15 protein-coding genes are annotated in these 25495 nt (G+C 42.5%); 11 read left to right on the top strand and 4 right to left on the bottom strand.

What is annotated here, in order from left to right; all coding sequences use genetic code 11:
- Window positions 1–10: 10 nt before the first annotated feature.
- Genes ACFSR3_RS06275 through ACFSR3_RS06265 form a run of 3 tightly spaced genes read right to left on the bottom strand, consistent with a single transcriptional unit; the run spans window position 11 to window position 3306 of the window.
- On the bottom strand, window positions 11–1057 hold the full coding sequence (locus ACFSR3_RS06275) for a UDP-glucose--hexose-1-phosphate uridylyltransferase (RefSeq protein ID WP_379820207.1): 1047 nt from the start codon (window positions 1055–1057) through the stop codon (window positions 11–13).
- A 1-nt stretch (window position 1058) separates the two neighbouring features.
- A complete protein-coding gene (gene galK / locus ACFSR3_RS06270) occupies window positions 1059–2228 on the bottom strand; it encodes a galactokinase (RefSeq protein WP_379820206.1) in 1170 nt (389 codons plus the stop codon).
- Between the two features lie 22 nt (window positions 2229–2250).
- Window positions 2251–3306: an aldose epimerase family protein gene (locus ACFSR3_RS06265; protein ID WP_379820205.1), complete on the bottom strand. Its 1056-nt coding sequence runs from the start codon at window positions 3304–3306 to the stop codon at window positions 2251–2253.
- A 99-nt stretch (window positions 3307–3405) separates the two neighbouring features.
- Here ACFSR3_RS06265 and ACFSR3_RS06260 point away from each other — a divergent pair, with 99 nt between their 5' ends.
- Window positions 3406–4404 carry a substrate-binding domain-containing protein gene (locus ACFSR3_RS06260; protein ID WP_379820204.1) on the top strand — a complete coding sequence of 333 codons (999 nt, stop codon included), beginning with the start codon at window positions 3406–3408 and terminating at the stop codon, window positions 4402–4404.
- A gap of 189 nt (window positions 4405–4593) precedes the next feature.
- Here the strand turns inward: ACFSR3_RS06260 and ACFSR3_RS06255 are convergent, their stop codons facing one another.
- Window positions 4594–5313: an NUDIX hydrolase gene (locus tag ACFSR3_RS06255; RefSeq protein ID WP_379820498.1), complete on the bottom strand. Its 720-nt coding sequence runs from the start codon at window positions 5311–5313 to the stop codon at window positions 4594–4596.
- 246 nt (window positions 5314–5559) lie between these two features.
- Between ACFSR3_RS06255 and ACFSR3_RS06250 the strand changes: the two genes are divergently transcribed.
- From ACFSR3_RS06250 to ACFSR3_RS06205, 10 genes are all read left to right on the top strand, one after another.
- A complete protein-coding gene (locus ACFSR3_RS06250) occupies window positions 5560–7041 on the top strand; it encodes a xylulokinase (RefSeq protein WP_379820203.1) in 1482 nt (493 codons plus the stop codon).
- Between the two features lie 14 nt (window positions 7042–7055).
- Window positions 7056–8381: a xylose isomerase gene (gene xylA / locus ACFSR3_RS06245; protein WP_379820202.1), complete on the top strand. Its 1326-nt coding sequence runs from the start codon at window positions 7056–7058 to the stop codon at window positions 8379–8381.
- A 45-nt stretch (window positions 8382–8426) separates the two neighbouring features.
- Entirely contained in the window at window positions 8427–11534 is a 3108-nt protein-coding gene (locus tag ACFSR3_RS06240) for a SusC/RagA family TonB-linked outer membrane protein (protein ID WP_379820201.1), read from the top strand.
- A gap of 13 nt (window positions 11535–11547) precedes the next feature.
- Window positions 11548–13122 (top strand): RagB/SusD family nutrient uptake outer membrane protein, encoded by a 1575-nt coding sequence (locus ACFSR3_RS06235; protein ID WP_379820200.1) that lies wholly within the window; start codon window positions 11548–11550, stop codon window positions 13120–13122.
- Window positions 13123–13142: 20 nt separating this feature from the next.
- On the top strand, window positions 13143–13991 hold the full coding sequence (locus tag ACFSR3_RS06230) for a hypothetical protein (RefSeq protein WP_379820199.1): 849 nt from the start codon (window positions 13143–13145) through the stop codon (window positions 13989–13991).
- Between the two features lie 60 nt (window positions 13992–14051).
- The gene (locus ACFSR3_RS06225; RefSeq protein ID WP_379820198.1) at window positions 14052–16529 is read left to right on the top strand and encodes a glycoside hydrolase family 2 TIM barrel-domain containing protein; all 2478 of its coding nucleotides are present in this window, start codon (window positions 14052–14054) and stop codon (window positions 16527–16529) included.
- 18 nt (window positions 16530–16547) lie between these two features.
- Complete coding sequence (locus tag ACFSR3_RS06220; RefSeq protein WP_379820197.1) at window positions 16548–18947, top strand: glycoside hydrolase family 31 protein; 2400 nt, start codon at window positions 16548–16550, stop codon at window positions 18945–18947.
- Between the two features lie 97 nt (window positions 18948–19044).
- Complete coding sequence (locus ACFSR3_RS06215) at window positions 19045–21045, top strand: glycoside hydrolase family 97 protein (RefSeq protein ID WP_379820196.1); 2001 nt, start codon at window positions 19045–19047, stop codon at window positions 21043–21045.
- 3 nt (window positions 21046–21048) lie between these two features.
- Window positions 21049–23217 carry a glycoside hydrolase family 3 C-terminal domain-containing protein gene (locus ACFSR3_RS06210; protein WP_379820195.1) on the top strand — a complete coding sequence of 723 codons (2169 nt, stop codon included), beginning with the start codon at window positions 21049–21051 and terminating at the stop codon, window positions 23215–23217.
- An 11-nt stretch (window positions 23218–23228) separates the two neighbouring features.
- Window positions 23229–25469, top strand: coding sequence for a glycoside hydrolase family 3 C-terminal domain-containing protein (locus ACFSR3_RS06205; RefSeq protein WP_379820194.1), 2241 nt, complete (start codon window positions 23229–23231; stop codon window positions 25467–25469).
- Window positions 25470–25495: the final 26 nt, after the last annotated feature.

Raw genomic sequence — 25495 nt, 5'->3', positions numbered from 1 at the left:
TAGTGTTCGGTTATATAGTTTGTTTGTAGTGTTTTTCAGGAAGATTCCTAAGAATTTCGGCACTTTTCTCGGGCGAGATATCCCTTTGTGCCTCGGCCATCATTTCGTAACCCACCATAAATTTCTTTACGGTAGCCGAACGCAGCAATGGCGGATAAAAATGCATGTGGAAATGCCATTCAGGGTGCGGCTTTCCATCGGTAGGTGTTTGATGTATCCCCGATGAATAAGGGAAAGACGTTTCAAACAGGTTATCGTAACGCACAGTAATAGCTTTCAGAATTTCGGCAAATGCCAAAGATTCCTCTCCTGTCATTTCGGTAATGTTGCCAAAATGCCTTTTGCTGATGATCATGGTTTCATACGGCCATGTAGCCCAAAATGGCACTACTACGGCAAAATGTTCGTTCTCTGCCACAATGCGCTCGCGTTTGGCAAGTTCTTCGGTAAGGTAATCGGCAAGCAGGCTTTTTCCGCTTTTTTCATAGTAAGCAAGCAGATTGACCTGTGTTTTTTCAACCAATGTTGGCAATGACGACTGTGCCCATATCTGCCCGTGCGGGTGCGGATTGCTACAACCCATTACTGCACCTTTGTTCTCGAATATCTGTACGTGGTTAATAAAGTCTCTGCTGCCCAGTTCGGTGTATTGCTGTTTCCAGGCTTCAACTACTTTTACCAGCGCGCTTACTTCCATTTCAGGAATGGTCAGGTTATGTATTGGCGAAAAACATATCACTTTATTGATTCCCCTTTCCGGCCTTAGCTGAAACAGATCGCTGCCCTGAGGCACAACCACTTCATCGGTAAGCAATGATGGAAAGTCGTTATCAAATACAAAAACATCAGTGTATTTATCATTCTGCACACCATTTGAGCGCACATTTCCGGCGCACAGGTAGCATTCCGGATCATATTCCGGTAAAGTGGCATTGGCAGCATTTTCCTTTTGTCCCTGCCACGGCCTTTTGTTGCGGTGTGGCGATACCAGTACCCATTCTCCCGTTAGAGGATTATAGCGCCTGTGCGGATGTTCGTTATTGTCAAATGCCTGCATGTTATTTTTTATAAAGGGTTGTACCTTTTGAAATCTTAATCTTATATGGCTTAAGCGTAATGCCAAATTTGGCTTTGTACTCAGCACTCACACGCTCTATAAGCGCATCTTCACTTCCTTTTTTTACCAGGTTGATAGAGCATCCGCCAAAGCCTCCGCCCATCATACGTGAGCCTAACACATTATCATCATTCCTTACGGCATCTACCAGAAAATCGATCTCCTCGCAGCTTACCTCATAACCTTTAGAAAGTCCGTCGTGGGTAGCGAACATCAGTTGTCCCAATTTAGCAAAGTCCGATGCTTCAAGCGCATCAACAGCATCGAGAACGCGTTGAATTTCCTGTACTACAAACAGGCAACGCTTAAAATTGATCTCACCCAGTTGTCCACGCTGTGCAATTACCTGCTGCTCGTTACAGTCGCGGAATGTTTTAATACCGGGATATACCTCTTTTAAAAGGGCAAGCCCTGCTTCAACCTCCTGCCTACGGGTATTGTAACCCGAAGTAAGATGTGTATGTTTAACATTACTGTCTAACAATAATAAGGAATAATCTTTAAAATCGGCTTTGTGGTATTCATATTCCAGTGAATTGCAGTCCAGTTTTATCACACTGTTCTTTTTACCGAACACTGAGGCAAACTGATCCATAATACCGCAATTCACACCCACAAAAGTATGCTCCGACTTCTGTCCAATCAGTGCAATTTCCTCTTTTGTAAGTCCAAGACCAAACATATGGCTAAACATATAGCCGATACCGCACTCCAGTGCCGCCGAAGATGAAAGCCCGGCTCCCATAGGGATGGTACTGCTAAAAACAATGTTTACACCTTTAATCGCATTGCTTCTGCCTTTAAGCTGATGGATAACACCTAAAATGTAGTTAGCCCACATAATATCGGTAGGCCTTAATTCGTCAGTTATATCAAAACTATAGGTCTCTTCAAGGTCTTTGGCAACAATAGTGCATTTAGAACTTCCCGACTCTGACACCGCAAAGCAAATGTATTTATTGATGGCTGCCGGAAGCACAAAACCATCATTGTAATCTACGTGTTCACCAATAACATTTATCCTGCCCGGAGACAGGAAAATATGTTGTGGTTCGGTTCCAAAAGCAGATTCAAAAGCTGCTGTAACCTGTTTAATTAACTTCTTTTTCATGTATCTTTTACCTTATCAGGTATTATATCGTTTCAAATTTCCAGATCGTTTTCTGGGTATAGGTATCGCCTTTACGCAAAATGGCATTTGGAAAATTATCGTGGTTCGGTGCATCGGGAAAATTTTGGGTTTCAAAGCATATCCCACTCTGCGGATGATATGCTGCAACCTCTTTTCCTTCAACTGTACCAAAACAATTCCCCCCAACATAAATATGCACCGAAGGCTGATCGGTATACACCGTCATTTTCAGTCCGGTCACATCACTGAATAATATTGCTGCCGGCTGATCATTGGCTGTAAGCACAAACGAATTATCAATTTTAGCCGGACAGCCCGACGGTATCTTAAAATCAAAACCTTTTTCGCCGGCTTTCGCATAACTGCCGGTAGGTATGCCATCGTCAGTAATATCTACTAAAACTGAACTGTTTACCATTAGTTGTTGGCGCAATACATCTCCATTATGACCATCAAGGTTAAAGTAGCTGTGCTGCGTAAGGTTTATCACTGTATCCTGACTGCTCCTAGCAGTATAATCAATATTAATTTCATTTTCAGAGGTAAGCGTATATGTTACTTCCGTAACCAGTTCACCCGGAAAACGCTCATCGCCATCTGGGCTTGTGTATGAAAAAGTTATGAAAGCACTGTCTGCTTCCCGCTTAACTTCTTTTACTTCCCAAATCACACGGCAAAAGCCAAATTTCCCTCCGTGCAGGGTATTTTTACCAAGATTTTTATCCAGGTTATATAGCTTGTCATCTATTTTAAAGCTTCCGTTTGCAATGCGCCCCGCATAGCGACCGATAATGGCCCCAAAATATGGCGGGCTTGGTAAATCATACGATGCGACATAACCTTCAATAGTATCAAATCCTAAAACCACATCTGTTTTTGTATTGCTCTTGCTATCAACCAATAACGACTGTATTGCAGCTCCATAGGTAATAAATGTAACCTCCAGCCCTTTGTGGTTCGTAAGGGTATATTTATATACTTCACTACCATCCGCAAGAGTCCCGAATAATTTCGCAACAGTATTATCACTAAAATGTGAAATGTGATTTTTTTCCATTATTTTTTTATCGAATCGGCATCAAATGTAAAAGTTAATGCATAACAACCGTACCAGTACCCACCAGTTTTTGTATCTTTACTACCAGTTTGCATTCTCATGAAAATAATAAACATAGACAACCGCAGCAGCCTCCCCAAATACAAACAGATAATCCTGTCTGTAGAGACCGCCATTGCCGACAAGAGACTAAAACGTGGCGACAAGCTGTCGTCTGTAAACAAAGTAGCCCTTGAGTTTTCCCTTTCGAGGGATACTGTACTGCTGGCCTACGACGAACTTAAAAAACGAGGCATTATCTATTCCCGACTTGGTAAAGGTTACTATATAAAAAGCGAGGAATTCAGTTTTGAGCAGCGCATCTTTTTGCTGTTTGACGAATTCAACTCCTTCAAAGAAGACCTATACAATTCGTTTCTGGAAACAATGGCTAACAATGCACAGATAGATATCTTTTTTCATTATTTCAACATTGAGGTCTTTAAAAAACTAATTAATGAGAACAATGGTGATTACTCAAAGTACATCATTATGCCTACCACTCTTAAAGGGGCGGCTTCAGCTATTAAGGCGTTACCAAAAAGTGATGTGTACATACTTGACCAAACGAACGAAGAACTGCATGATTATCCATCAGTACATCAAAATTTTGTAAAAGACATTTACAATGGCTTATTGCAGGGCAAAGAAAAACTGAGGAAATACAGAAAACTGATACTCATATTTCCTGACTTTAAACAACCCCCCGGTATGGCGGAGGGCTTTACAAACTTCTGTACTGAGAACAGTTTCGATTTCGAAATCATTCCTGATTTTGAGAACCGGCAACTAAAACACGGTGAAGTTTATATCATTCCTAACGACCGGCATTTAGTAAGTGTTATGGAACAGGCACGCGACAGGCATCTGAAAATAGGCACCGATGTGGGCGTAATATCATACAACGACACCCCGCTTAAAAAAGTTGTGGGTCATGGTATCACTACCATTTCTACTGACTTTACCGAAATGGGAAGACTATTAGCCGAAATGATATTGTCACAAAACAAAACTCAAATTGAAAATAAAAGCAGACTGATAGAGAGAGGGTCGTTGTAAGCTGGCTATTTAGACATTAGTAGGTTTCCCCTCCTCCGGAGGGGTGGCTGAAAGCCGGGATGGTTTATTGATCATCTAACTACCCCGCCCTACGGGCACCCCTTCAAAGAAGGGGAATTTCACTCATACTCTAAATTGGTTGAAATAAAAAAGAGCCCCGAAGGACTCTCACGCATATATACAAACGATTTAAAACTCAAAGTTAAAGCCTTTTTTGGTAAGCTTCTCGTAGATTTTAGGATCAAATTCATAAAGCTCGGCGGCGCGATGGGAAACATCTTTTTGCTTTTCACCGAGAGCAACAAGCAATTTCATACGCAATATTTTTCTCCTGAAGTTAGATTTATCCATCTCTACCCCAAGTATCTCTTCATACAGTTGCATTAGTTCAAACAGCGTAAATTTCTCAGGAAGCAGGTTAAACCCAATTGGCGCCTGTTTAACACGGGTTTGCAGATTGGTTAAACTATAGTTCAGTATCTGATTGTGGTCATAAATAAGATTAGGAACATCGGCAATTTTGTACCATTTAGCATCGGAAGCCGTAAAACCGGCACGGATATTATAATCTTCTCTTTTCACAAGCGCATAGTAGCCTATAGTTATTACACGCCCTAGCGGAAAGCGATCGGGCTCGCCAAACGCCTTTAGCTGTTCCAGGTAAATATTATCAAGACCGGTAAGGTCGGCAAGTAGTCGGTGTGCGGCATTATCAATACTCTCATTCTCGTGAATCCAACCACCCGGTAAACCCCATTCTCCTTTTCGGATACCTTCGGCGTGCTCAATAAGCAATACTTCTAGACTGCCTTTATCAAAACCGAAAATTACGCAGTCGATTGTGATGGCATTCATGACTGAACGCTCCGAAACTTTACCCGATTCTTTGTCTATAATTTTTTTTGCCATCATTCCCATTTAAATCCCAACGAATATAGGGATTTTTTCAAAATTACCAACAATAGGTATTTTTTTACACATCCGCTAATAAACTGCTTTTCAATTGGTAATAATAAATTTTTTTGCTTAATATTTTGTTGATATAAAAATAATGTTCTATACTTGTGGTCAAATTAACCATAAGAAAAAACGTTGTAGTATATTCGCAACTGAAATTTCATAATAGTTAATTTACAAATACCAAATAATCAGGTTATGCATTTTTTAGGAATAGATTTAGGAAGCTCATCCATAAAACTTTCGGTACTCGATGCCGAAAAAGGCGACATCATAGCCACTGTGAGTGTACCTGATTCTGAGATGGATATTATAGCTCCAAAATTCGGCTGGGCAGAACAGGACCCCAACCTTTGGTGGAACTATGTTAAATCAGGAATAAGCCAGTTAGGGCAAAAACACAGTGTAGACCTGAAACGCATTGCAGGTATAGGCATTGCCTACCAAATGCACGGACTTGTACTTACTGATGCGCAACTAAACCCCATACGTCCTTCTATCATTTGGTGCGACAGCCGTGCCGCAGAAATAGGTGATAGCATTTATGATCTTATAGGGCATCAAAATGCACAAAGCATTATTTTAGGAAGTCCGGGCAACTTTACCGCTTCAAAACTAAAATGGGTAAAGGATAACGAACCGGAAGCTTTTGCCAAAGCAGCCTACTTTATGCTTCCGGGCGATTTTATAGCTGCAAAACTTTCAGGAAAAGCACAAACCAGCACCTCGGGATTATCGGAAGCTGCTTTGTGGAACTTCTCTAAAGGTCGTCTGGCAACAGAAGTACTTGAAGCCATGGAACTTCCAACAAATCTTGTACCTGAAATAGTAGCCAACTTTGGCCAACAGGCTGACATCAATCCGGTGGTAGCTTCAGAGCTTGGATTGAGCCCAACAGTAAAAATCACATATCGCGCCGGCGACCAACCCAACAATGCTCTTTCTCTCAACGTATTAAAACCGGGAGAAATAGCTACTACAGCCGGAACTTCGGCAGTAGTTTATGCCGTTAGTGACAACGACACTTATGATGCTAACAACCGCATCAATACTTTCCTTCATGTAAACAATACCGAAAGCGAAAAACGCAATGGCGTAATGCTATGCATTAATGGATCGGGAATATTATACCAATGGCTGCGCAGAATAATGTCGGCCGGAAGCAATGAGCTTATTTCATACGAAAAGCTTAATGCAGAAGCCGCAAAAGCACCTGTCGGCAGCGAAGGTCTTCGCTTTTATCCTTTTGGCAACGGTGTAGAACGCATCTTTAATAACAAACCTGCAACATCGGGTATACAAAACCTGAACTTCAACATTCATCAGTCTCCACACCTTGTACGTTCTGCCTGCGAGGGTATCGTATTTGCCATGAACTATGGCTTTGATGTGATGAAATCAGTTGGAGCATCGGGTACTGTAGTTCGCGCGGGAAAAGCAAACCTGTTCCTGAGTCCGGTATTCAGGGAGATTTTTGCCAACACCACCCAAACTACCGTAGAGCTTTACAACACTGCCGGTGCCGATGGTGCAGCGCGTGGTGCAGCCTATGGTTATGGCTATTACAAGTCGCTTGACGAAGCCTTTGACAGCCTTAAATGCCTGGAACGCATTGAACCAACAACGGCATTAAGCCAGCAATATGCTGAAATTTATCAAAACTGGAAAAACACTATTTAATATAATTCAATACAATGAGCACAACAACAAACCAGTCGTTTTTTAGTACTGTAGATAAGATACAATATGAAGGCAGAAACAGCACTAATCCGCTGGCCTTTAAATGGTATGACGAGAACCGCATAGTTGCGGGAAAAACACTGAAAGACCACTTTAAATTTGCTATGGCTTACTGGCATACGCTAAACAATAAAGGTGGAGACCCGTTTGGAAGCCCTACCGAAACTTTTGCGTGGGACAAACACGAAAATGTTATTGCAAGAGCGAAAGAAAAAATGGATGCAGGATTTGAATTTATGGCAAAACTTGGCATTCCTTACTACTGTTTTCACGATGTTGACATGGTTGATGAAGCTTCTACACTTGCTGAGTTTGAAAAACGCATTCAGGAAATGGTAGAATATGCTAAAATCAAACAACAGGAAACAGGTATAAAACTACTTTGGGGTACTTCTAACCTTTTTAGCAACCCGCGTTACATGAACGGTGCCGCTACCAACCCTAACTTTGACGTTTTGGCACATGCCGGAGCACAGGTTAAGATCGCAATGGATGCTACTATTGCTTTAGGCGGTGAAAATTATGTGTTTTGGGGTGGTCGCGAGGGTTATATGAGCCTTTTGAACACTAATATGAAACGCGAAATAGACCATATGGGTCAGTTCCTTGCTACAGCACGTGATTATGCAAGAAAACAAGGCTTTACCGGAAACTTCCTTTTAGAGCCTAAACCTATGGAGCCTATGAAACACCAGTATGATTTTGATTCGGCAACGTGTATCAATTTCATCAACACTTATGGCCTTCAAAAAGATTTTAAACTTAATATTGAGGTTAACCACGCTACACTGGCAGGACACACGTTTGAGCACGAACTGCTTGTTGCCGCTAATGCCGGAATGTTAGGAAGTATTGATGCTAACCGCGGTGATTATCAAAACGGATGGGATACCGACCAGTTCCCTATCGATATTTATGAAACTACCCAGGCAATGCTTGTGTTCCTTGAGCATGGCGGAATGCAGGGTGGTGGTGTAAACTTTGATGCTAAAGTGCGCCGTAACTCAATAGATCTTGACGATAAATTTATTGCTCACATTTCGGGTATGGACACTTTTGCACGCGGTCTTATATGTGCTGACCACATCCTTCAAAATACTGAGTACTCGGCATTACGCCAAAAAAGATATGCATCATTTGACAGTGGCGAAGGTGCAAGGTTTGAAAAAGGAGAACTTACTCTGGAAAACCTTAGCGACATCGCGCGTAGAAATGGAGAACCTCAGCCGATGAGCGGAAAACAGGAACTGTTTGAGCAAATCGTAGCGAATTCTTACTAAGAGAACCTGATTAAAAACAACAATAACCAAACACTCTAATTAATTATGAAAAGTAAAATTACGATTCCGCACAGGATGTTTACCTTTTGCTTATCATTTCTGTTTACCCTCGCTTTTACAGCTGCCTTTGCACAGCAGCAAACGGTAAAAGGTAAGGTAACCGGTGCCGATGACGGCCTTGGATTACCCGGAGTAAGTGTAATAGAAAAGGGAACAACAAACAGTGCCTCTACCGACATTGACGGTAATTACCAGATTGCAGTTAGCCCAAATGCAACATTGGTATTTAGTTTTGTGGGCTATGCCCCAAGAGAAGTTGCCGTAAACGGACAAGCAACAGTTACGGTATCATTAAAACCGGAAGCTAACGAACTTAGCGAGATAGTAGTTGTAGGTTATGGTACCCAAAAGAAAAAGGTATCGAGTGCTGCAACAACAGTTGTAAGTGGTAAAGACCTGCAACAAACAAATAACATTGATGCTACTGCTGCCCTTCAGGGACAATCATCAGGGGTTAACATTACCTCTACATCAGGTCAGCCGGGTGCAGGTATGGTAGTAAACATTCGTGGTACAGGTACTACAGGTAACAGCACGCCGCTTTATGTGGTAGATGGTGTTGTGGTAGATAACGGTATTGGTTACCTTGACCCGTCTATCATTGAAAGGATGGACGTACTTAAGGATGCTGCCGCAGCTTCTATTTATGGTGCACGTGCTGCTAATGGTGTTATCCTTGTAACTACAAGAAAAGGTGCCGAAGGCAAAATGAATGTATCCTTAAACAGCTACACAGGTTTTCAGGAAGTAGCTAAAAAACTGGATATGCTTACTGCTAAAGAGTACGGTACGATTATGAATGAAGCCCGTGTAAACTCAGGACTTGCACCTATGTATACTCAGGATCAGATCAACAACATGACAAACCACGACTGGCAGGATGACCTGTTTAACGATGGTGCCATGAAACAAAACCACTCACTTGTTGTTTCAGGTGGAGACAGTAAAGCTACTTACAACTCAGGCCTTTCTTACTACGGACAGGATGGTTTGATAGGAAGCAACAGCGGACAATCACACTACGACCGTGTAAGCTTTACTATGAACAGTACTTATAAAATAAGAGAGAACATCCGCTTTGGTGAGAACTTTACGTATACAAAAGTAAAAAGCAGCGGTATTGCCGATGATGGTATTTACAACAACTCTATAAGAGGGTTTCTGAACTCTCCTCCTAACTTCCCTGCTTACAACGCTGACGGAAGCTATGGCTCATCAGATATATCTTCTGATATTACAAACCCTGTTGGTTTAATGTACTATACTAATTTTAACGAAAGCAAAACCAACCGTTATGTAGGTAACCTGTTTGCAGAAGTTGATCTTATCAAAGGACTTACTTTCAGAACTTCATTTGGTGTTGATGTAAGCGATAATACTTATCGCTCGTTTACTCCGGTATACCAGTTGTCATCAGTGTCATACAACACTATCTCGACAGTTACACAGGGTACCACAAACAACTACTCATGGACATGGGATAACACGCTTCAGTACAAAACGAGTTTAGGCAAACACAATATAGATGTACTTGCCGGTATCTCTGCACGTGAGCGTATCTCTGAATTCCAGACAGGTTCAGGTAAAAACCTTATTTTTGATGACTTTGACCATGCTTACCTAAGCAATACTACAGATAAGACACAAAACACTGTTTCGGGAGGTAAAGTACCATACAACATCTATTCACAATTTGGACGACTGCTGTATGACTATGACAATAAATATATTGTAACTGCTACCATCAGAAGAGACGGTTCATCAGAATTTGGTCCTAATAACAAATACGGTATCTTCCCTTCATTCTCCGGAGCATGGAATATCGATCAGGAAAACTTCTTCCCTCAGGATGCTAAAGTGCTTAATAAAGTAAAAATCCGTGGTAGCTGGGGACAAAATGGTAATGACCAGTTCCCGAGAACTTTTGCTTACATGTCTACAATCAGTTCATACGACAAAAATTACCACTTTGGTACAGGTCCTAATGAAATTCCGCTTTTTGTAGGTGCAAGCCCGGATGCATTATCTAACCCTGATCTTAAATGGGAAACTTCTGAGCAAGCCAACGTAGGTATCGACGCTACTTTGTTTAACGATTTTAACCTTAGCTTTGATTACTACAACAAACAGACAAAAGACTGGTTAGTACAGGCGTCTGTTCCGGAAATCGCAGGTGCCCAGGCTCCATACATCAACGGGGGTGACGTAACCAATAAAGGTTTCGAGATTGCTCTTAGTTACAACAAAGCATTTAACGAAGACTGGAGATTAAGTGTAAATGCTAACTTCTCTCACAACAAAAACGAGGTAACCCGTATTGCTAACCAAAACGGTATTATATACGGAGAAAGCAACCTGTTATTCCAGGGTCTTGATGAGATGAACCGTGTTCAGGAAGGCAAGCCTATAGGTTACTTCTACGGACTTCAGACAGCAGGTATCTTCCAAAATCAGGCCGAGATTGACGCTTACAGTAAAGATGGTTCGCTTATACAGCCGGGTGCAGTTCCGGGAGATGTTAAGTTTGTGGACCGCAATGGTGACGGACAGATTACTGCCGATGATAAAACCCAGATTGGTGATCCCAACCCTGATTACTACTATGGTGTAAACTTCCAGCTTAATTATAAAGCTTTCGATCTTTCGGTTTATACGTATGGTGCAGGTGGAAACCAGATTGCATATGGTGTTCACGATTACTCAAGACCTTACTACAACTACACCAGCGAAGTTCTTAACCGTTGGACAGGCGAAGGTACATCTAACAGTACTCCAAGGGTAACTTATGGTACTACAGATAATGGTAACTACACTAAGTTCTCAGACCTTTATATTAAGGATGGTGATTTCTTCAGGATTAAAACTGTAACTTTAGGTTGTGACCTTGCTAAACTAAGCGATCAGATAAGCAAAACATTCAGTCAGTTAAGACTTTATGTATCAGCCAACAACCTGTATACATTTACAAAATATCCTGGTATGGATCCTGAAATTGGTTTTGGTAACGTAAACCAATCGTGGGCAAAAGGTATTGATGTAGGTTACTACCCTCAGCCAAGAACATATATGTTAGGTTTAAGCGCTAACTTCTAAAAAAGCACTGAAAATGAAAAAATATATTAAAATAGCATGCTTATCGACAGTACTAGCAGTTACAGCCTGTTCTGACGATTTTATATCCAACCAGCCTTATACCGATAAGGTGGAAGACAACTTCTATAAAAACCAGAAAGATGCATTACAGGGACTTGTAGCAGTTTATGATGTACTGCAACGAGAAGGTTACGGTGGTTTTCTTCTTAACACAGAAACTGCCTCTGACGATTGTTATGGTGGTTTTGGCACAGCAGATAGTAACGTAGCACTTGAGCTTGACCGCTTTCAGTTTATTACCGACAAGGAAATGAACAACCCTATATGGCAAAACTGTTACCTTGGTATTTACAGGGCTAACATTCTTCTTGAAAACCTTGATAAGGTAGACTGGGGTACACAACCGGAACTTAAAACCCAATATGAGGCAGAAGCACGTTTTCTTAGAGCTCATTTCCATTTTGAGCTAGCGAGAGTATTTGGTGATATCGTTCCATTGGATCACACTTTAAAACCAAATGAATTCCAGACACCAAGAGCAACTGCAGATGTTACTTATGCTCTTATAGCAAACGACTTTAAATTTGCAGCAGATAATCTTGGCCCGGAAAATTATTCTCAGCCCTCTAATGCTAACTACGGACGTGTAACAAAATGGGCTGCTGAGGCTTACCTTGCTAAAGCATTCCTTTTCTATACTGACTACTATGAGAAACCGGATCTTGCGGGTGTAGTTACCAAAGCAGAAGCTGTAAACTACATTAACGATGTGGCAAACAACAGTGGACATGGTCTTGTAGCTGACTTTAGAAGCCTTTGGATTGCTTCAGCAGCTTCATCAGGTGTAACTTATGCCGGTGAAGGAAATACTGAAATGGTATTTGCTATCCGTTTTAACTCTTCTGGTAACGCTGACTGGAACCTGCATGAAGGTAACCGTTTTGCAGTAAATATTGCTGTAAGAGGTGGCGACCTTGGTACTTATGGCCAGGGATGGGGTGGTGCTACAGTAACACCTTCTCTATATGAAGCGTACAGCGATGGCGATATCCGCAGAAACGCAACTATTATTGACTATGCTGCCGAAGGCTTAAACTATGATGCAGTAGCTGCCGGAGTACGTCAGTTTACAGGTTACGGATGGAAAAAATTCTGTCCTATCAGTGCAGAGGTAGCAAACAATGGTGGTGATTTCCAGATAGACAACTACGAAGATTATCCTGTTATCCGTTTCTCTGATGTGCTACTTATGGCAGCAGAGCTTAACCTTGACAGCAACGCCGCTTTTGCTCAAGCTTGTCTTGACAGGGTTCGTGAGCGTGCTTTTGGCAACACTACAAGCAGCATCCCTGCTACCAAAGCTAATATTATGAATGAGCGCAGACTTGAGTTTGCTCTTGAAGGACACCGTTGGTTCGACCTTATCCGTCAGGATATGAATACCACTAAAGCAGCTGTAGATGCAACCTCTATGCCTAATGGTTTTGAAACAAGTTTCAGACCGGAAACATTAGGTTGGTTCGCACTTCCACAGTCTCAGGTATTGCTTTCTAACGGAACAATTACCCAAAATCCGGGATGGAATTAATAATATAAAAAGTATTAATCATGAAAAAGTTTCTAAAATTATTCGTTGCTTTTACAGCTATAGGAAGCCTGGTTTCCTGCGAAGCTACAGTAGATGACGAAAGCCTTCCGGCTCCTGTTGATGCATCTAAGATTGATATTTCGGTTACAGCTGATGCTACTAACCTGGTAACTATGAAGAACAATACCCCTGGAACTATTGCCTACTGGGAGTATAAAGATGCAGCCGGTAACCTTATGGGAACCAGCAACCTGAATGAGGCAAAAGTTATGTTTCCTTTTAAAGGAACGTATGATGTTTTCTTTACTGCATATAGTAAAGGTGGTGCCGTGCCGGCAGAGCCTGTAAGCATTACACTTGAAAACACTAATGAAAGCTATTTTACTGCTCCTGAATGGGAAATGCTTTCTAAAAAAGTTGAAGGTAAAACATGGGTAGTAGATATGAGTGGCCCAATTGGATGGGCAGGTCTTGACTATCCTTATAACCCATCAGGTTCTGATGCGTGGAGCTGGTTACCAACTTATGCCGAGGCAAGCTGGGCAATGGCCGACAAAAACTGGGGAGAAATGACGTTTGACCTTGATGGGGCTTATAACGTTAGTGTAACGCAAACTGCACTAAATGATGATACTCAAACAACTAAAACAGGTACTTTCAGTTTTGACATCGCCAAACACAAAATGAAATTCAATGGTGGTGTAGAGATGCTTTACGGCGGTGATTATCATCCTGACTGCAGCGACTGGACTACCTTAAACGTAATTGAGCTAACTGAAACTTCGATGCGCCTTGCGGTTATTCGTGATCAGAGCCGTACCGGTGAAGGAAAATGCCAGATTGTTTTCCACTTCAAACCAAAAGAATAAAGCATATTGCCGGTAAGCATATCCAAAAGTGTTTACCGGCTTTTTTTCCAAAAAAACAGCATGAAAAAAATTTACTCATATATCTTTATAACCATTGCCGCAGCAGGAATGCTAATGTTTGCAGCATGCAGCAGCAGTGATACTAAAGAGCACAACAACCGGAAAATATCTTTTAACAAAGACTGGCAGTTTCATCTTAATGATGCTACCGTTGACAAAGACACCTTTTCTGCCGCTACCAAATGGCGTACACTAAACGTACCGCACGACTGGAGCGTAGAAGGTAGTTTTGACGAGCATAGCCCCGGCGGAATAGGCGGAGGCGCACTAAACGGAGGACTTGGCTGGTACAAAAAAATATTTACTGTTGCCGCAGCCGACAGTACTAAGGTTACCTCTATAGTATTTGATGGGGTATACTGCAACAGCGAAGTATGGATAAACGGTCATTACCTTGGCAAACGCCCTAATGGCTATATCGGCTTTGAGTATAATCTTACTCCTTTCTTAAAGTTTGGCGATACCAAAAATGAGATTGTGGTAAAAGTATTAAACCAGCAACCCAATTCAAGATGGTATTCAGGTTCTGGTATGTACAGAAACATATGGCTTCAGACTACCGATAAACTACACGTAGCCGAAAATGGCACTTTTGTTACAACACCTAAAGTAACTGCCGAAAATGCTATCGTAGCCATACAGACTACCATCAAAAATGAATATGCTTCAACCAAAGAAGCAACTGTTACCACTACCCTGTACAAAGGTGATAGTGAAGTAACATCGGTAAGCCAGAAGATATCGCTTGAGGCTAATACCGAAAAAACCATTAAACAGGAAACTACTGTAAACAATCCGGCACTATGGAATGTAGACGCACCGGAACTTTACACCGCTATAACCGAAATTAAGACCGGCGATGAAGTTACAGACAGCTACAGCACGCCTTTCGGAATACGTTCTTTTACATTTGATCTTGATAAAGGTTTTATCCTTAACGGAAAACAACTGAAGATAAAAGGCGTTTGCCTTCATCACGATTTGGGTCCGTTAGGCTCTGCAATCAATACAAGAGCGATTGAACGCCAGCTTCAGATTATGAAAGATATGGGCGTAAACGGGGTTCGTACTTCACATAACCCTCCTGCTCCTGAATTGCTTGACCTTTGCGACAAAATGGGCTTTATTGTAATGGATGAGGCTTTTGATATGTGGGAGCAGTCAAAGAACAAATATGACTACAGTACTGCATGGGACAAATGGCATAAAATTGACCTTGAAGCACAAATTTTAAGGGACAGGAATCACCCTAGTGTTTTCATCTGGAGCATTGGTAACGAGATACCGGAACAATGGAACGAAAATGGGGCACGCATTGGTAAAGAGCTTGCTGCTATTGTAAAAGCACTGGATACTACACGTCCTGTAACAGCTGCGATGAATCCGCCAATTATTGTAAACGGAGATATTAATATCCAATTTACCGAAACGGCTGCGCAGCCTAATGCACTGGCAGGATCAGGGGCACTGGACCTTATTGGATATAACTATGCGCACCAAACGTATGCCAACCACAAGATCAACTTCCCGAAAACTCCTTTCATAGCTACCGAAACAACTTCGGCTCTACAAACGAGAGGGTATTATGACGAGAAATCGGACACGATAAAACAATGGCCTAAACGTTGGGATATTCCATTAACTACAGGTAATCCCGGTAATACCTGCTCAGCATACGACCAGATCCAGACACCCTGGGGCTCTACCCACGAAGCAACATGGAAAGTGATGAAAAAGCACGATTTCCTATCGGGAATGTTCATCTGGACAGGCTTTGATTATATAGGTGAACCTACTCCTTACCAGTGGCCGTCTATCAGTTCTTACTTTGGCATAGTAGACCTTGCGGGCTTTCCGAAAGATGTATACTATATGTACCAAAGCGAGTGGACCGATAAGGATGTACTGCATATACTTCCGCACTGGAACTGGAAAGCAGGCCAAACGGTTGATGTTTGGGCATACTACAACCATGCCGATGAAGTAGAACTTTACCTTAACGGAAAATCGCTGGGCAAACAAAGCAAAAAAGGCGACGATCTTCATGTAATGTGGAAAGTACCTTATGCACCTGGAACACTAAAAGCTGTTTCGCGCAAAGGAGGCAAGACCGTGCTTGAAAGAGAAGTAAAAACTTCGGGCGCAGCTGCTTCACTAAAAGCTATTGCAGACAGGACTACCATTGATGCTGATGGCAACGACCTGAGCTATATAACGGTTGATATTTATGATGCCAATGGTGTTTTTGCAGCCACAGCTAACAATGAGATAAACTTTAGTGTAAAGGGCGAAGGTAAGATTGTTGGTGTGTGTAGCGGAGATCCTGTAAGCCATGAATCCTACAAAGGCACTAAACACACAGCACTAAACGGTAAATGCCTTGTAATTGTACAGTCTACAGAAAAGGCAGGAACCATAGAACTTACAGCGAGTGCAGCCGGCTTAAAGAGCAGCACTATTGAGATAAGAACCAAATAAACAAACATCTATAATAAAATGAAAAAAACAACTTTAGCAGCGGCATTCCTTAGCCTGGCCCTGGGTCTGGCAGCAAGCCATGAAGCTGCTGCTCAAATTCAGAATGCGAACATCCTGAACCATCCGGTTGATGTTAGCAAAGATTTTGAGGATTACCTGAACACCTTCTATTTTGCCGACGAGCTGGCCTCTTTTGATCCGGCTACAGGAAAAGGAACGGTAAAATACCTTCGTTACAATTACAAAACCCGTCAGGCCTTCAACAATATGATGATGAAACCTGATACGGAAAAAGCAAACGAATTTCCTGCTACAGAATATGAGGCATCTCCTGTATTGCCTTTCAGTATACAATTTGTATCAGAACGTACGGTAAGAATCGTGGCTGCTTCGGGGCCACAGTTTAACCAACCGGCAGAATCGCTGATGCTGGTAAACGGTACTGCACCTAACCATCCTGAAGGGTGGAAATACAGCAAAACTGCTACCGGACATCAGTATGTGAGCAACTACGGTAAAGTAGTTATTGAAAACAAACCGTGGCACGTAAAAATATATGATGCGTCGGGTAAACTGCTTACATCGACACTGCATAATGACGACCTTCAAAATACCTATACACCTACCCTACCGTTTGCTTTCGTAAGAAAGAACAGCGATTATTCGCGCAGTGTAGCACCTGTATTTGGGCTTGAGCCGGACGAAAAGATCTTTGGTTGTGGTGAGTCATTTACACAATTCAACAAACGTGGACAGAAAGTAATTATGTGGACGGATGATGCCAATGGCGTTCAGAACGAAACCATGTATAAGCCTATTCCTTTCTACATGAGTTCACGCGGTTATGGTGTATTTATGCATACGTCTGCTCCTATTACGGTTGACTTTGGTAAATACTACGCCAGCGCTAACAAAATGATGATAGGTGATGATGTTGCCGACCTGTTTGTATTCATTGGAGAGCCAAAAGACATCCTTGATGAATATACCGACCTTACAGGCAAGGCCGCCATGCCACCACTTTGGTCATTCGGTCTTTGGATGAGCCGTATTACCTATTTCTCTGAAAAAGAAGGCCGTGAGGTTGCTAAAAACCTTCGCAAATACAAAATACCAAGTGATGTTATTCACTTTGATACAGGGTGGTTTGATGTAGACTGGAGAAACAACTATGAGTTTGCTTCAAAACGTTTTGAAAACCCTACAAAAATGATATCGGACATGAAAAAGGACGGCTTTAACGTATGCCTTTGGCAGTTGCCATACTTCACACCTAAAAATACTTTATTCAGTGAGATCGTAAACAACGGCCTTGCTGTAAAAGATAAAAAAGGAAACCTGCCGTATGAAGATGCGGTACTGGATTTCTCTAACCCTGAAACTGTAAAATGGTACCAGGGCAAACTGAAACACCTGTTCGATCAGGGTGTAGGCGTTTTCAAAGTTGACTTTGGAGAAGCGGCACCGTCTGAAGGATTATACCACAGCGGGCGTACCGGTTATTATGAGCACAACCTGTACCCTTTGCGTTATAACAAGGCTGTTGCCGAAGTTACACAACGCGAAAAAGGTTATACACTAATATGGGCACGAAGCACATGGGCAGGTAGCCAGCGTTACCCACTGCATTGGGGTGGTGATGCCGAGACCAACAACGGTGCTATGGCAGCTACGCTTAGAGGCGGACTTTCATTAGGATTATCAGGTTTCAGTTTCTGGAGCCACGATTTGGGTGGATTTGCAACTAAATCGCCGGAAGCATTATACAGAAGATGGACTCCGTTTGGTATGCTTACCTCTCATGTGCGTAGCCACGGTGAGCCACCAAGAGAGCCGTGGTTATTTAGCGAAGATTTCCTTAAAGGATACCGCGCTGCCGACAACATGCGTTACGAACTTATGCCATACATCTATGCTCAGGCAAAAGAAAGTTCTGAAAAAGGACTGCCGATGATGCGTGCGCTGTTTGTAGAATTTCCTAACGATCCGGGAGCATGGTTAATTGACAACCAGTATATGTTTGGTTCAGACCTGCTTGTTGCTCCATTATTTGAAGAAGTTACCGAAAGGGACGTTTACCTTCCTGCGGGAACATGGATAGATTACCAGACTAAAAAAGTATATCAGGGCGGATGGCATAAAATCAAAGCGGGCGATATTCCTATCGTAGTATTGGTTAAAGACGGTACTGCACTGCCGCACATTGGCCTGGCACAATCAACTCAGGATATGGACTGGAGCAAGCTTACGCTAAAAGTATATGCAGCCGACGCTACCACAACAGCTTCAGGTAAGGTTTACCTACCGGGTGGTGACAAGGTACAAACAGTTACTGTTTCTAAATCGGGCAGCAGCTTTAACCTTGGACAAAATCCGCTAAACGGAAAAACTTCCTTTAAAACGGAATGGATAAAATAAATTTTGTGTTATTTGGGTTAGTTCTTTAAACTCTCCGGGAACCGTTTTGACTTCCGGTTCCCGGATTTTTAAAGCTTAACCGCTACAAGCTACTATTATGACAATTAAAAAACTTATACTGCCTGCCCTTTTAGTTGCATCCCTTACCGGAAATGCTCAGGCGAAAAAGAACAACTACGAACTTAGCTCTCCGGGAGGAAAGAACACCATAAACTTTGCACTAGTAAACAATGCGCCTACCTATGCCGTAAAACATGGTAAAGATGAAGTTATCACTCAATCGGCTATGGGGTTTATGCTGAAAAACGACGACCTTACCAAAAACTTTGAGATTGCCGATGTAAAAACCTCAACACACGACGATACCTGGACTCAGGTTTGGGGTGAAAAGAAAAACATCCGCAACAATTACAACGAACTTATTGTTAAACTAAACAGTAAGGATAAGAACAAACGTAAACTGGAAATACAGTTCCGTGCGTTTGATGATGGTGTAGCTTTCCGCTATGTATTCCCTGAACAGGGTGTTAAAGACAGTATCTTCGTTATGGACGAGGCAACTACATTTAACCTTAAAGAGGATGGACAGGCATGGTGGATTCCTGCCTATCAGGAAAACCGTTACGAGTACCTGTTTACCAAATCGGCAGTGAGCACACTTAATAAAGTGCACACTCCGCTTACTATTGAGAACAAGAATAATGTGATCAGCTTCCACGAAGCCAATCTTACCGACTGGCCAAGTATGGTTATGGAACACACTACGGATGCTAACCTGAAGTCTGACCTTGTGCCGTGGGCAGATGGTATTAAAGCACGTTACAAAGGTGGTTTTACCTCATCGTGGAGAACTATCCAGATTGGTGAAAAACCGGGCGACCTTATTGAGTCATACCTTATCCTGAACCTTAACGAGCCAAATAAACTAAAAGACCTTTCGTATGTTCATCCATTCAAATACTTAGGAATTTGGTGGGGTATGCACATTAGCAAATTTACGTTTTGGGAAGGTGAAAAACAGGGGGCAACCACTAAACACGCCGAGCAATATATTGACTTTACGTCTAAAGAAGGTTTTAAATACCTGCTTATAGAAGGATGGAACAAAGGCTGGACTCCGGCGTGGTATGAGAACAAAATGCACATGTTCAGTTTCACTAAGAATGCCGACAACTTTGACCTTGATAAGGTAGTTGAATATGGTAATAAAAAAGATGTACAGATTATTGGTTATCACGAAACCGGATCAAACCTTATTAACTATCTGAAAGAGATTGACGAAGGTTTTGCCCTTTATAAAAGACTGGGAATTCATAATATTAAAATAGGTCAGGTAGGTTCTAAACTGAATATGAAAGAATGGCACCACGGTCAGTTTGGTGTGCGTTACTACCGTTATGTGTTAGAGAAAGCAGCACAATACGGTCTTGCCGTGAACTTTCATGAACCAATAAAAGATACCGGAGAACGTCGCACCTACCCTAACATGATGGCGCGCGAAGGTGCAAGAGGTATGGAATACAACGCATGGAGCGAGGGTAACCCGCCAAGTCATGAAACCATCCTGCCATTTACGCGTATGCTTGCCGGCCCAATGGATTTTACGCCGGGTGTAATTGATGTGGAAGAAAAAATGGGCTTTAACAACAGAAGAGTTCATACTACTGCAGCAAAACAATTAGCACTATATGTAGTGCTATATTCGCCAATACAAATGCTTGCCGACCTACCGGAAAACTATGAAGGTAAAGCAGAACTTCAGTTCCTTAAAGATGTACCTACCGACTGGGAAGACACAAAAATCATTCAGGGACAGATAGGCAAATTTGTAACTACAGTACGTAAAGACCGCAACAGCGGCGACTGGTACCTGGGTAGCATCACTAACGAAGATGCCCGTAACCTGAACGTTCAGTTGTCTTTCCTTGACCCGAATGCTAAATATGAGGCACAAATTTATGCCGATGCTCCGGGCACAGACATGACACATAACCCAAGTGCTGTAGCCATTACTACTAAAGTGGTTACTGCCAAAGATAAGCTTACACTAATGCTGCCAATATCTGGAGGTACAGCTGTACGCTTTAAAAAACTATAAGCCATGAAACAGTATGCACTATACATAGTGTTATTGGTAGCGGCATCATTATCGGCACAGCAAAAAAGTTATCAGTACCCTTTCCAAAACCCGGGCCAGGACACGGAAAAACGTATTGATAACCTGCTGTCGCTTATGACACTGGATGAAAAGATACAGGCACTGAGTACAAATCCATCGGTGCCGCGTCTTGGCGTTAAAGGTACCGGACACGTAGAAGGGCTGCATGGCCTTGCTATGGGTGGCCCTCCGGGAGAATGGGGTGGCAAGAATAAAGAACCGTTGCCTACTACAACTTTCCCACAGGCGTATGGCCTTGGCGAGACCTGGGATACTGAACTGTTGCAGAAAGTTGCCAACGTTGAGGCTATCGAAACGCGTTTTGCTTACCAGAAATATAACCGAGGCGGACTCGTGGTTCGGGCTCCTAATGCCGACCTGGCCCGTGACCCACGTTGGGGACGCACTGAAGAAAGCTATGGCGAAGATGCATTTTTGACAGGTTCTCTTACTGTTGCTTTTGTAAAAGGATTACAGGGCAATCACTCAAAATATTGGCAAACCGCTTCACTCATGAAGCACTTTTTAGCCAACAGTAACGAAGACGGACGCAGCTATACCTCATCTGATTTTGACGAAAGATTATGGAAGGAATATTATTCTGTACCGTTCAGGATGGGAGTTCAGGAAGGCGGATCGCGTGCTTACATGGCCGCTTATAATAAAGTGAACGGTATCCCGGCAATGGTACACCCAATGCTGAAAGACATCACCGTAAAAGAATGGGGACAGAATGGTATCATCTGTACCGATGGTGGCGCATTTACGCTTTTGCTGTCTGATCACAAATATTATAAAGACAAATACCTTGGTGCAGCAGCAGCTTTAAAGGCCGGTATAAACCAGTTTCTTGACGAATATGTGGATGCTGTATATGGTGCTGTTGCCAATGGTTACCTGAAAGAAAAAGAGATTGATGAAGTACTGCGTGGCGACTATCGCATTATGCTAAAGCTTGGTATGCTGGACGCTCCGGAACAAAATCCGTATGCTAACATTGGCCTTGACAAAAATGCAGTTGATCCGTGGACTACCGATACCCACAAAAAACTGGCATTGGAAGCAACTCAAAAGTCAATCGTACTTTTAAAGAATGACCCTGCTAAGAACCTGCTTCCTATAGACCGAAAAAAAGTGAAGAAAATTGCTGTTATTGGTCCGCGTGCCGATCAGGTAATATTGGACTGGTATAGCGGAACTCCACCTTATACCGTTTCAGCACTGGCAGGCATTAAAGCCAAAGCAGGAGAAAATATTGAGATTACCTATGCCCTGAACAACATAGACGGTAAAGCAGCCAAACTTGCTAAGGAAGCTGATATTGCTATTGTTATTGCAGGAAACCACCCATGGTGTAATGCGGGCTGGGCGCAATGCCCTGTACCGAGTGACGGTAAAGAATCGGTAGACCGACAGTCGATTACGTTAGAATATGAAGACCTTATTAAGGTAGTGCATCAGGCGAACCCTAATACTGTAGTTGTACTGATGAGCAGTTTTCCGTTTGCCATCAACTGGACACAAGAGCACGTTCCGGCTATTGTTCACATGACGCACAACAGCCAGGAATTAGGTAATGCCCTTGCCGATGTGCTTTTTGGCGATTACAATCCGGCAGGAAGATTATCCCAGACATGGGTTAAGGATATTTCGGATTTACCGGAACTACTGGATTATAACATCCGTAACGGGCGCACCTATATGTACTTTAAAGGTAAACCACTGTATGCCTTTGGCCACGGCCTGAGCTATACTACCTTTGGATACAAAGGAATAGAAGTAGAAAAAGAAGCTATTGCAAAAGGTGAAACCCTTATTGTAAATGTAACAGTTACCAACACCGGAAACCGTGACGGTGAAGAAGTGGTACAACTGTATGTAAAACATACCGACTCAAAGGTAGAGCGTCCTATAAAAGAGCTTAAAGCCTTTAAACGTGTACTTCTGAAAGCCGGTGAGACTAAAACTGTTGCTTTGCAACTGCGTGCGGCTGACCTGGAATACTGGAATACTAAAACCCAGAAATTCGAGCTTGAAAAAGGCACAATTGAGTTACAGGCAGGAGGAGCGTCAGACGCAATTGCGGTAACGAAAACAATACGAACCAAATAAACATCTATATAATGAAGAATAAGATACTTTGCCTTTCGGCAGCACTTGTGCTGGTAATGGCATCATGTAAAAAAGAAACGGGAGACGCTACAGCTTCGGGCGATATCGCCGCTACCTATGAAGGTACTCCGATGAGCGATAAATATGACGCTGAGATCAACAAGATCGTTTCTCAGATGACCCTTGAAGAAAAAATAGGATTGCTGCACGGTTACAGCATGTTTACCAATAAAGGTGTAGAACGCCTGGGTGTTCCGGAAGTGCATATGGCTGACGGACCACTTGGTGTGCGTGAAGAAATATCGCGTGACAGCTGGGCTCCGGCAGGAAATACCGACGATTTCGCTACTTACTACCCTGCAGGTGGCGGACTTTCGGCTACATGGAACCCTGAGATGGCACACACTTTTGGAAGAAGCATAGGCGAAGAAGCCCGTGCACGCCAAAAAGATGTATTGCTTGCTCCGGCATTTAACATTATCCGTACACCGCTTGGAGGTCGTACGTATGAGTACATGACGGAAGACCCGTTCCTGAACAAGACACTTGTGGTTCCGTATGTAACAGGTGTGCAGCAGAATGATGTTGCTGTGTGTATAAAACACTATGCTGCCAACAATCAGGAAACCAACCGTGGTACTGTAGATGTTCAGATGGATGAGCGTACACTACGCGAAATCTATCTTCCTGCGTTTGAGGATGCTGTAAAAAAAGGTCATGCGTATAGCGTAATGGGTGCGTATAATAAATTCCGCGGTGATTACCTTTGTGAGAATCCGTATATGCTTCAGAATATCCTTAGGGATGAGTGGGGCTTTAAAGGTATTGTGATCTCTGACTGGGCTGCGGTGCATACTACAAAAAAAGCACTTGAAGCAGGGACCGACCTTGAAATGGGTACACCTCTTGCTTTTGACGATTTCTACTTTGCCAATCCGCTTATCAAAGCTGTAAAAGATGGCCAGGTATCGGAAGCGGAAATTGACAAACATGCTAAAAGAATCCTGAAAATGCTTTTCAACCTGAAAGCAATGGGATCTGACAAAAACAGTCGTGCTATAGGAAGTATTGCTACTGAAGCGCATTATAAAGATGCTTACAACATTGCATCAGAATCGGTTGTACTTCTTAAGAATACTGAAAACCTTTTACCGCTTAACGCTGATCAGCTTAAGAGCGTAGCTGTTATTGGTGCGAATGCAACCCAGAAACACGCTCAGGGTGGTTTTGGTGCAGGTGTTAAAACAAAACACGAAATCACTCCGCTTGATGCATTAAAAGCAAAACTACCTCAATCGGTTGCTATCAACTACGCTCAGGGTTATAAAACTGAATTCAAGCCTAAGAAGGAAATGAAATTTGGTGAGGTAACTCAGGAAGTAAAAGAAACTGTAAACGATCTTGACCCTAAAATGGTTGCAGAGGCTGTAGCTGCTGCAAAAAAATCGGATGTTGCGGTACTGTTCGTTGGTGCTAACCGTGACTATGAAACAGAAGCTTCTGACCGTGCTGACCTTTCCCTTCCTTTCGGACAGGAGAAACTTATCGCTGCTGTAAAAGCTGCAAACCCTAAAACTATTGTAGTTTTTGTTGCGGGTGCTCCGTATGACATTAACAATGTGGTAGCTACCAACTCTGCTATCGTTTGGGGATGGTATAACGGTTCTGAAGCCGGTAATGCTATCGTAGATGTACTATTAGGTAAAGTGAACCCTTCAGGTAAACTACCCTGGACAATGCCTAAGAAAATACAGGATTCTCCGGCTCATGCTACTAACAGCTTCCCTGGTGGTGCAACTGAAGAGTATAAAGAAGGTATCCTTGTAGGTTATCGTTGGTTCGACACCAAAAACGTAGAACCGCTATATCCTTTCGGTTACGGACTATCATATACCAAATTTGAATTGGCGAATGCGAAAACTGACAAGAAGGAATACAGTCAGGATGATACCATCACTGTAACAGTAGAGGTAAAAAACACCGGTAAAGCCGATGGTAAAGAAGTAGTTCAGTTATATTCTTCTAAAACAGGAAGCAAAGTAGAGCGTGCTGCTAAAGAACTTAAAGGTTTTGCTAAAGTATTGGTAAATGCGGGTGGTTCTAAAACGGCTACAATTAAAGTTTCGGTAAAAGAACTGGCCTACTATGACAACGCTACTAAAAAATGGACTGTTGAGCCGGGTGCGTATACCTTTAAATTAGGTAATTCATCAAGAGATATCAAACAGGAAGTTACGGTTATGGTAAAATAAGAAGTTATACCACAGAGAGTCACTGA

The sequence above is a fragment of the Flavobacterium suzhouense genome (genome assembly GCF_042684765.1).
In the GTDB taxonomy this organism is placed as follows: Bacteria; Bacteroidota; Bacteroidia; order Flavobacteriales; family Flavobacteriaceae; genus Flavobacterium; species Flavobacterium suzhouense.
The sequence above is the reverse complement of the archived record's forward strand: the minus strand, read 5'-3'. Positions and strand labels throughout refer to the sequence as shown.

Bases quoted from the DNA above. Each gene is read 5' to 3' on its own strand.
- ACFSR3_RS06275 (WP_379820207.1), bottom strand. From the start codon at position 1,057: ATGCAGGCATTTGACAATAACGAACATCCGCACAGGCGCTATAATCCT.
- galK (WP_379820206.1), bottom strand. From the start codon at position 2,228: ATGAAAAAGAAGTTAATTAAACAGGTTACAGCAGCTTTTGAATCTGCT.
- ACFSR3_RS06265 (WP_379820205.1), bottom strand. From the start codon at position 3,306: ATGGAAAAAAATCACATTTCACATTTTAGTGATAATACTGTTGCGAAA.
- ACFSR3_RS06260 (WP_379820204.1), top strand. From the start codon at position 3,406: ATGAAAATAATAAACATAGACAACCGCAGCAGCCTCCCCAAATACAAA.
- ACFSR3_RS06255 (WP_379820498.1), bottom strand. From the start codon at position 5,313: ATGGCAAAAAAAATTATAGACAAAGAATCGGGTAAAGTTTCGGAGCGT.
- ACFSR3_RS06250 (WP_379820203.1), top strand. From the start codon at position 5,560: ATGCATTTTTTAGGAATAGATTTAGGAAGCTCATCCATAAAACTTTCG.
- xylA (WP_379820202.1), top strand. From the start codon at position 7,056: ATGAGCACAACAACAAACCAGTCGTTTTTTAGTACTGTAGATAAGATA.
- ACFSR3_RS06240 (WP_379820201.1), top strand. From the start codon at position 8,427: ATGAAAAGTAAAATTACGATTCCGCACAGGATGTTTACCTTTTGCTTA.
- ACFSR3_RS06235 (WP_379820200.1), top strand. From the start codon at position 11,548: ATGAAAAAATATATTAAAATAGCATGCTTATCGACAGTACTAGCAGTT.
- ACFSR3_RS06230 (WP_379820199.1), top strand. From the start codon at position 13,143: ATGAAAAAGTTTCTAAAATTATTCGTTGCTTTTACAGCTATAGGAAGC.
- ACFSR3_RS06225 (WP_379820198.1), top strand. From the start codon at position 14,052: ATGAAAAAAATTTACTCATATATCTTTATAACCATTGCCGCAGCAGGA.
- ACFSR3_RS06220 (WP_379820197.1), top strand. From the start codon at position 16,548: ATGAAAAAAACAACTTTAGCAGCGGCATTCCTTAGCCTGGCCCTGGGT.
- ACFSR3_RS06215 (WP_379820196.1), top strand. From the start codon at position 19,045: ATGACAATTAAAAAACTTATACTGCCTGCCCTTTTAGTTGCATCCCTT.
- ACFSR3_RS06210 (WP_379820195.1), top strand. From the start codon at position 21,049: ATGAAACAGTATGCACTATACATAGTGTTATTGGTAGCGGCATCATTA.
- ACFSR3_RS06205 (WP_379820194.1), top strand. From the start codon at position 23,229: ATGAAGAATAAGATACTTTGCCTTTCGGCAGCACTTGTGCTGGTAATG.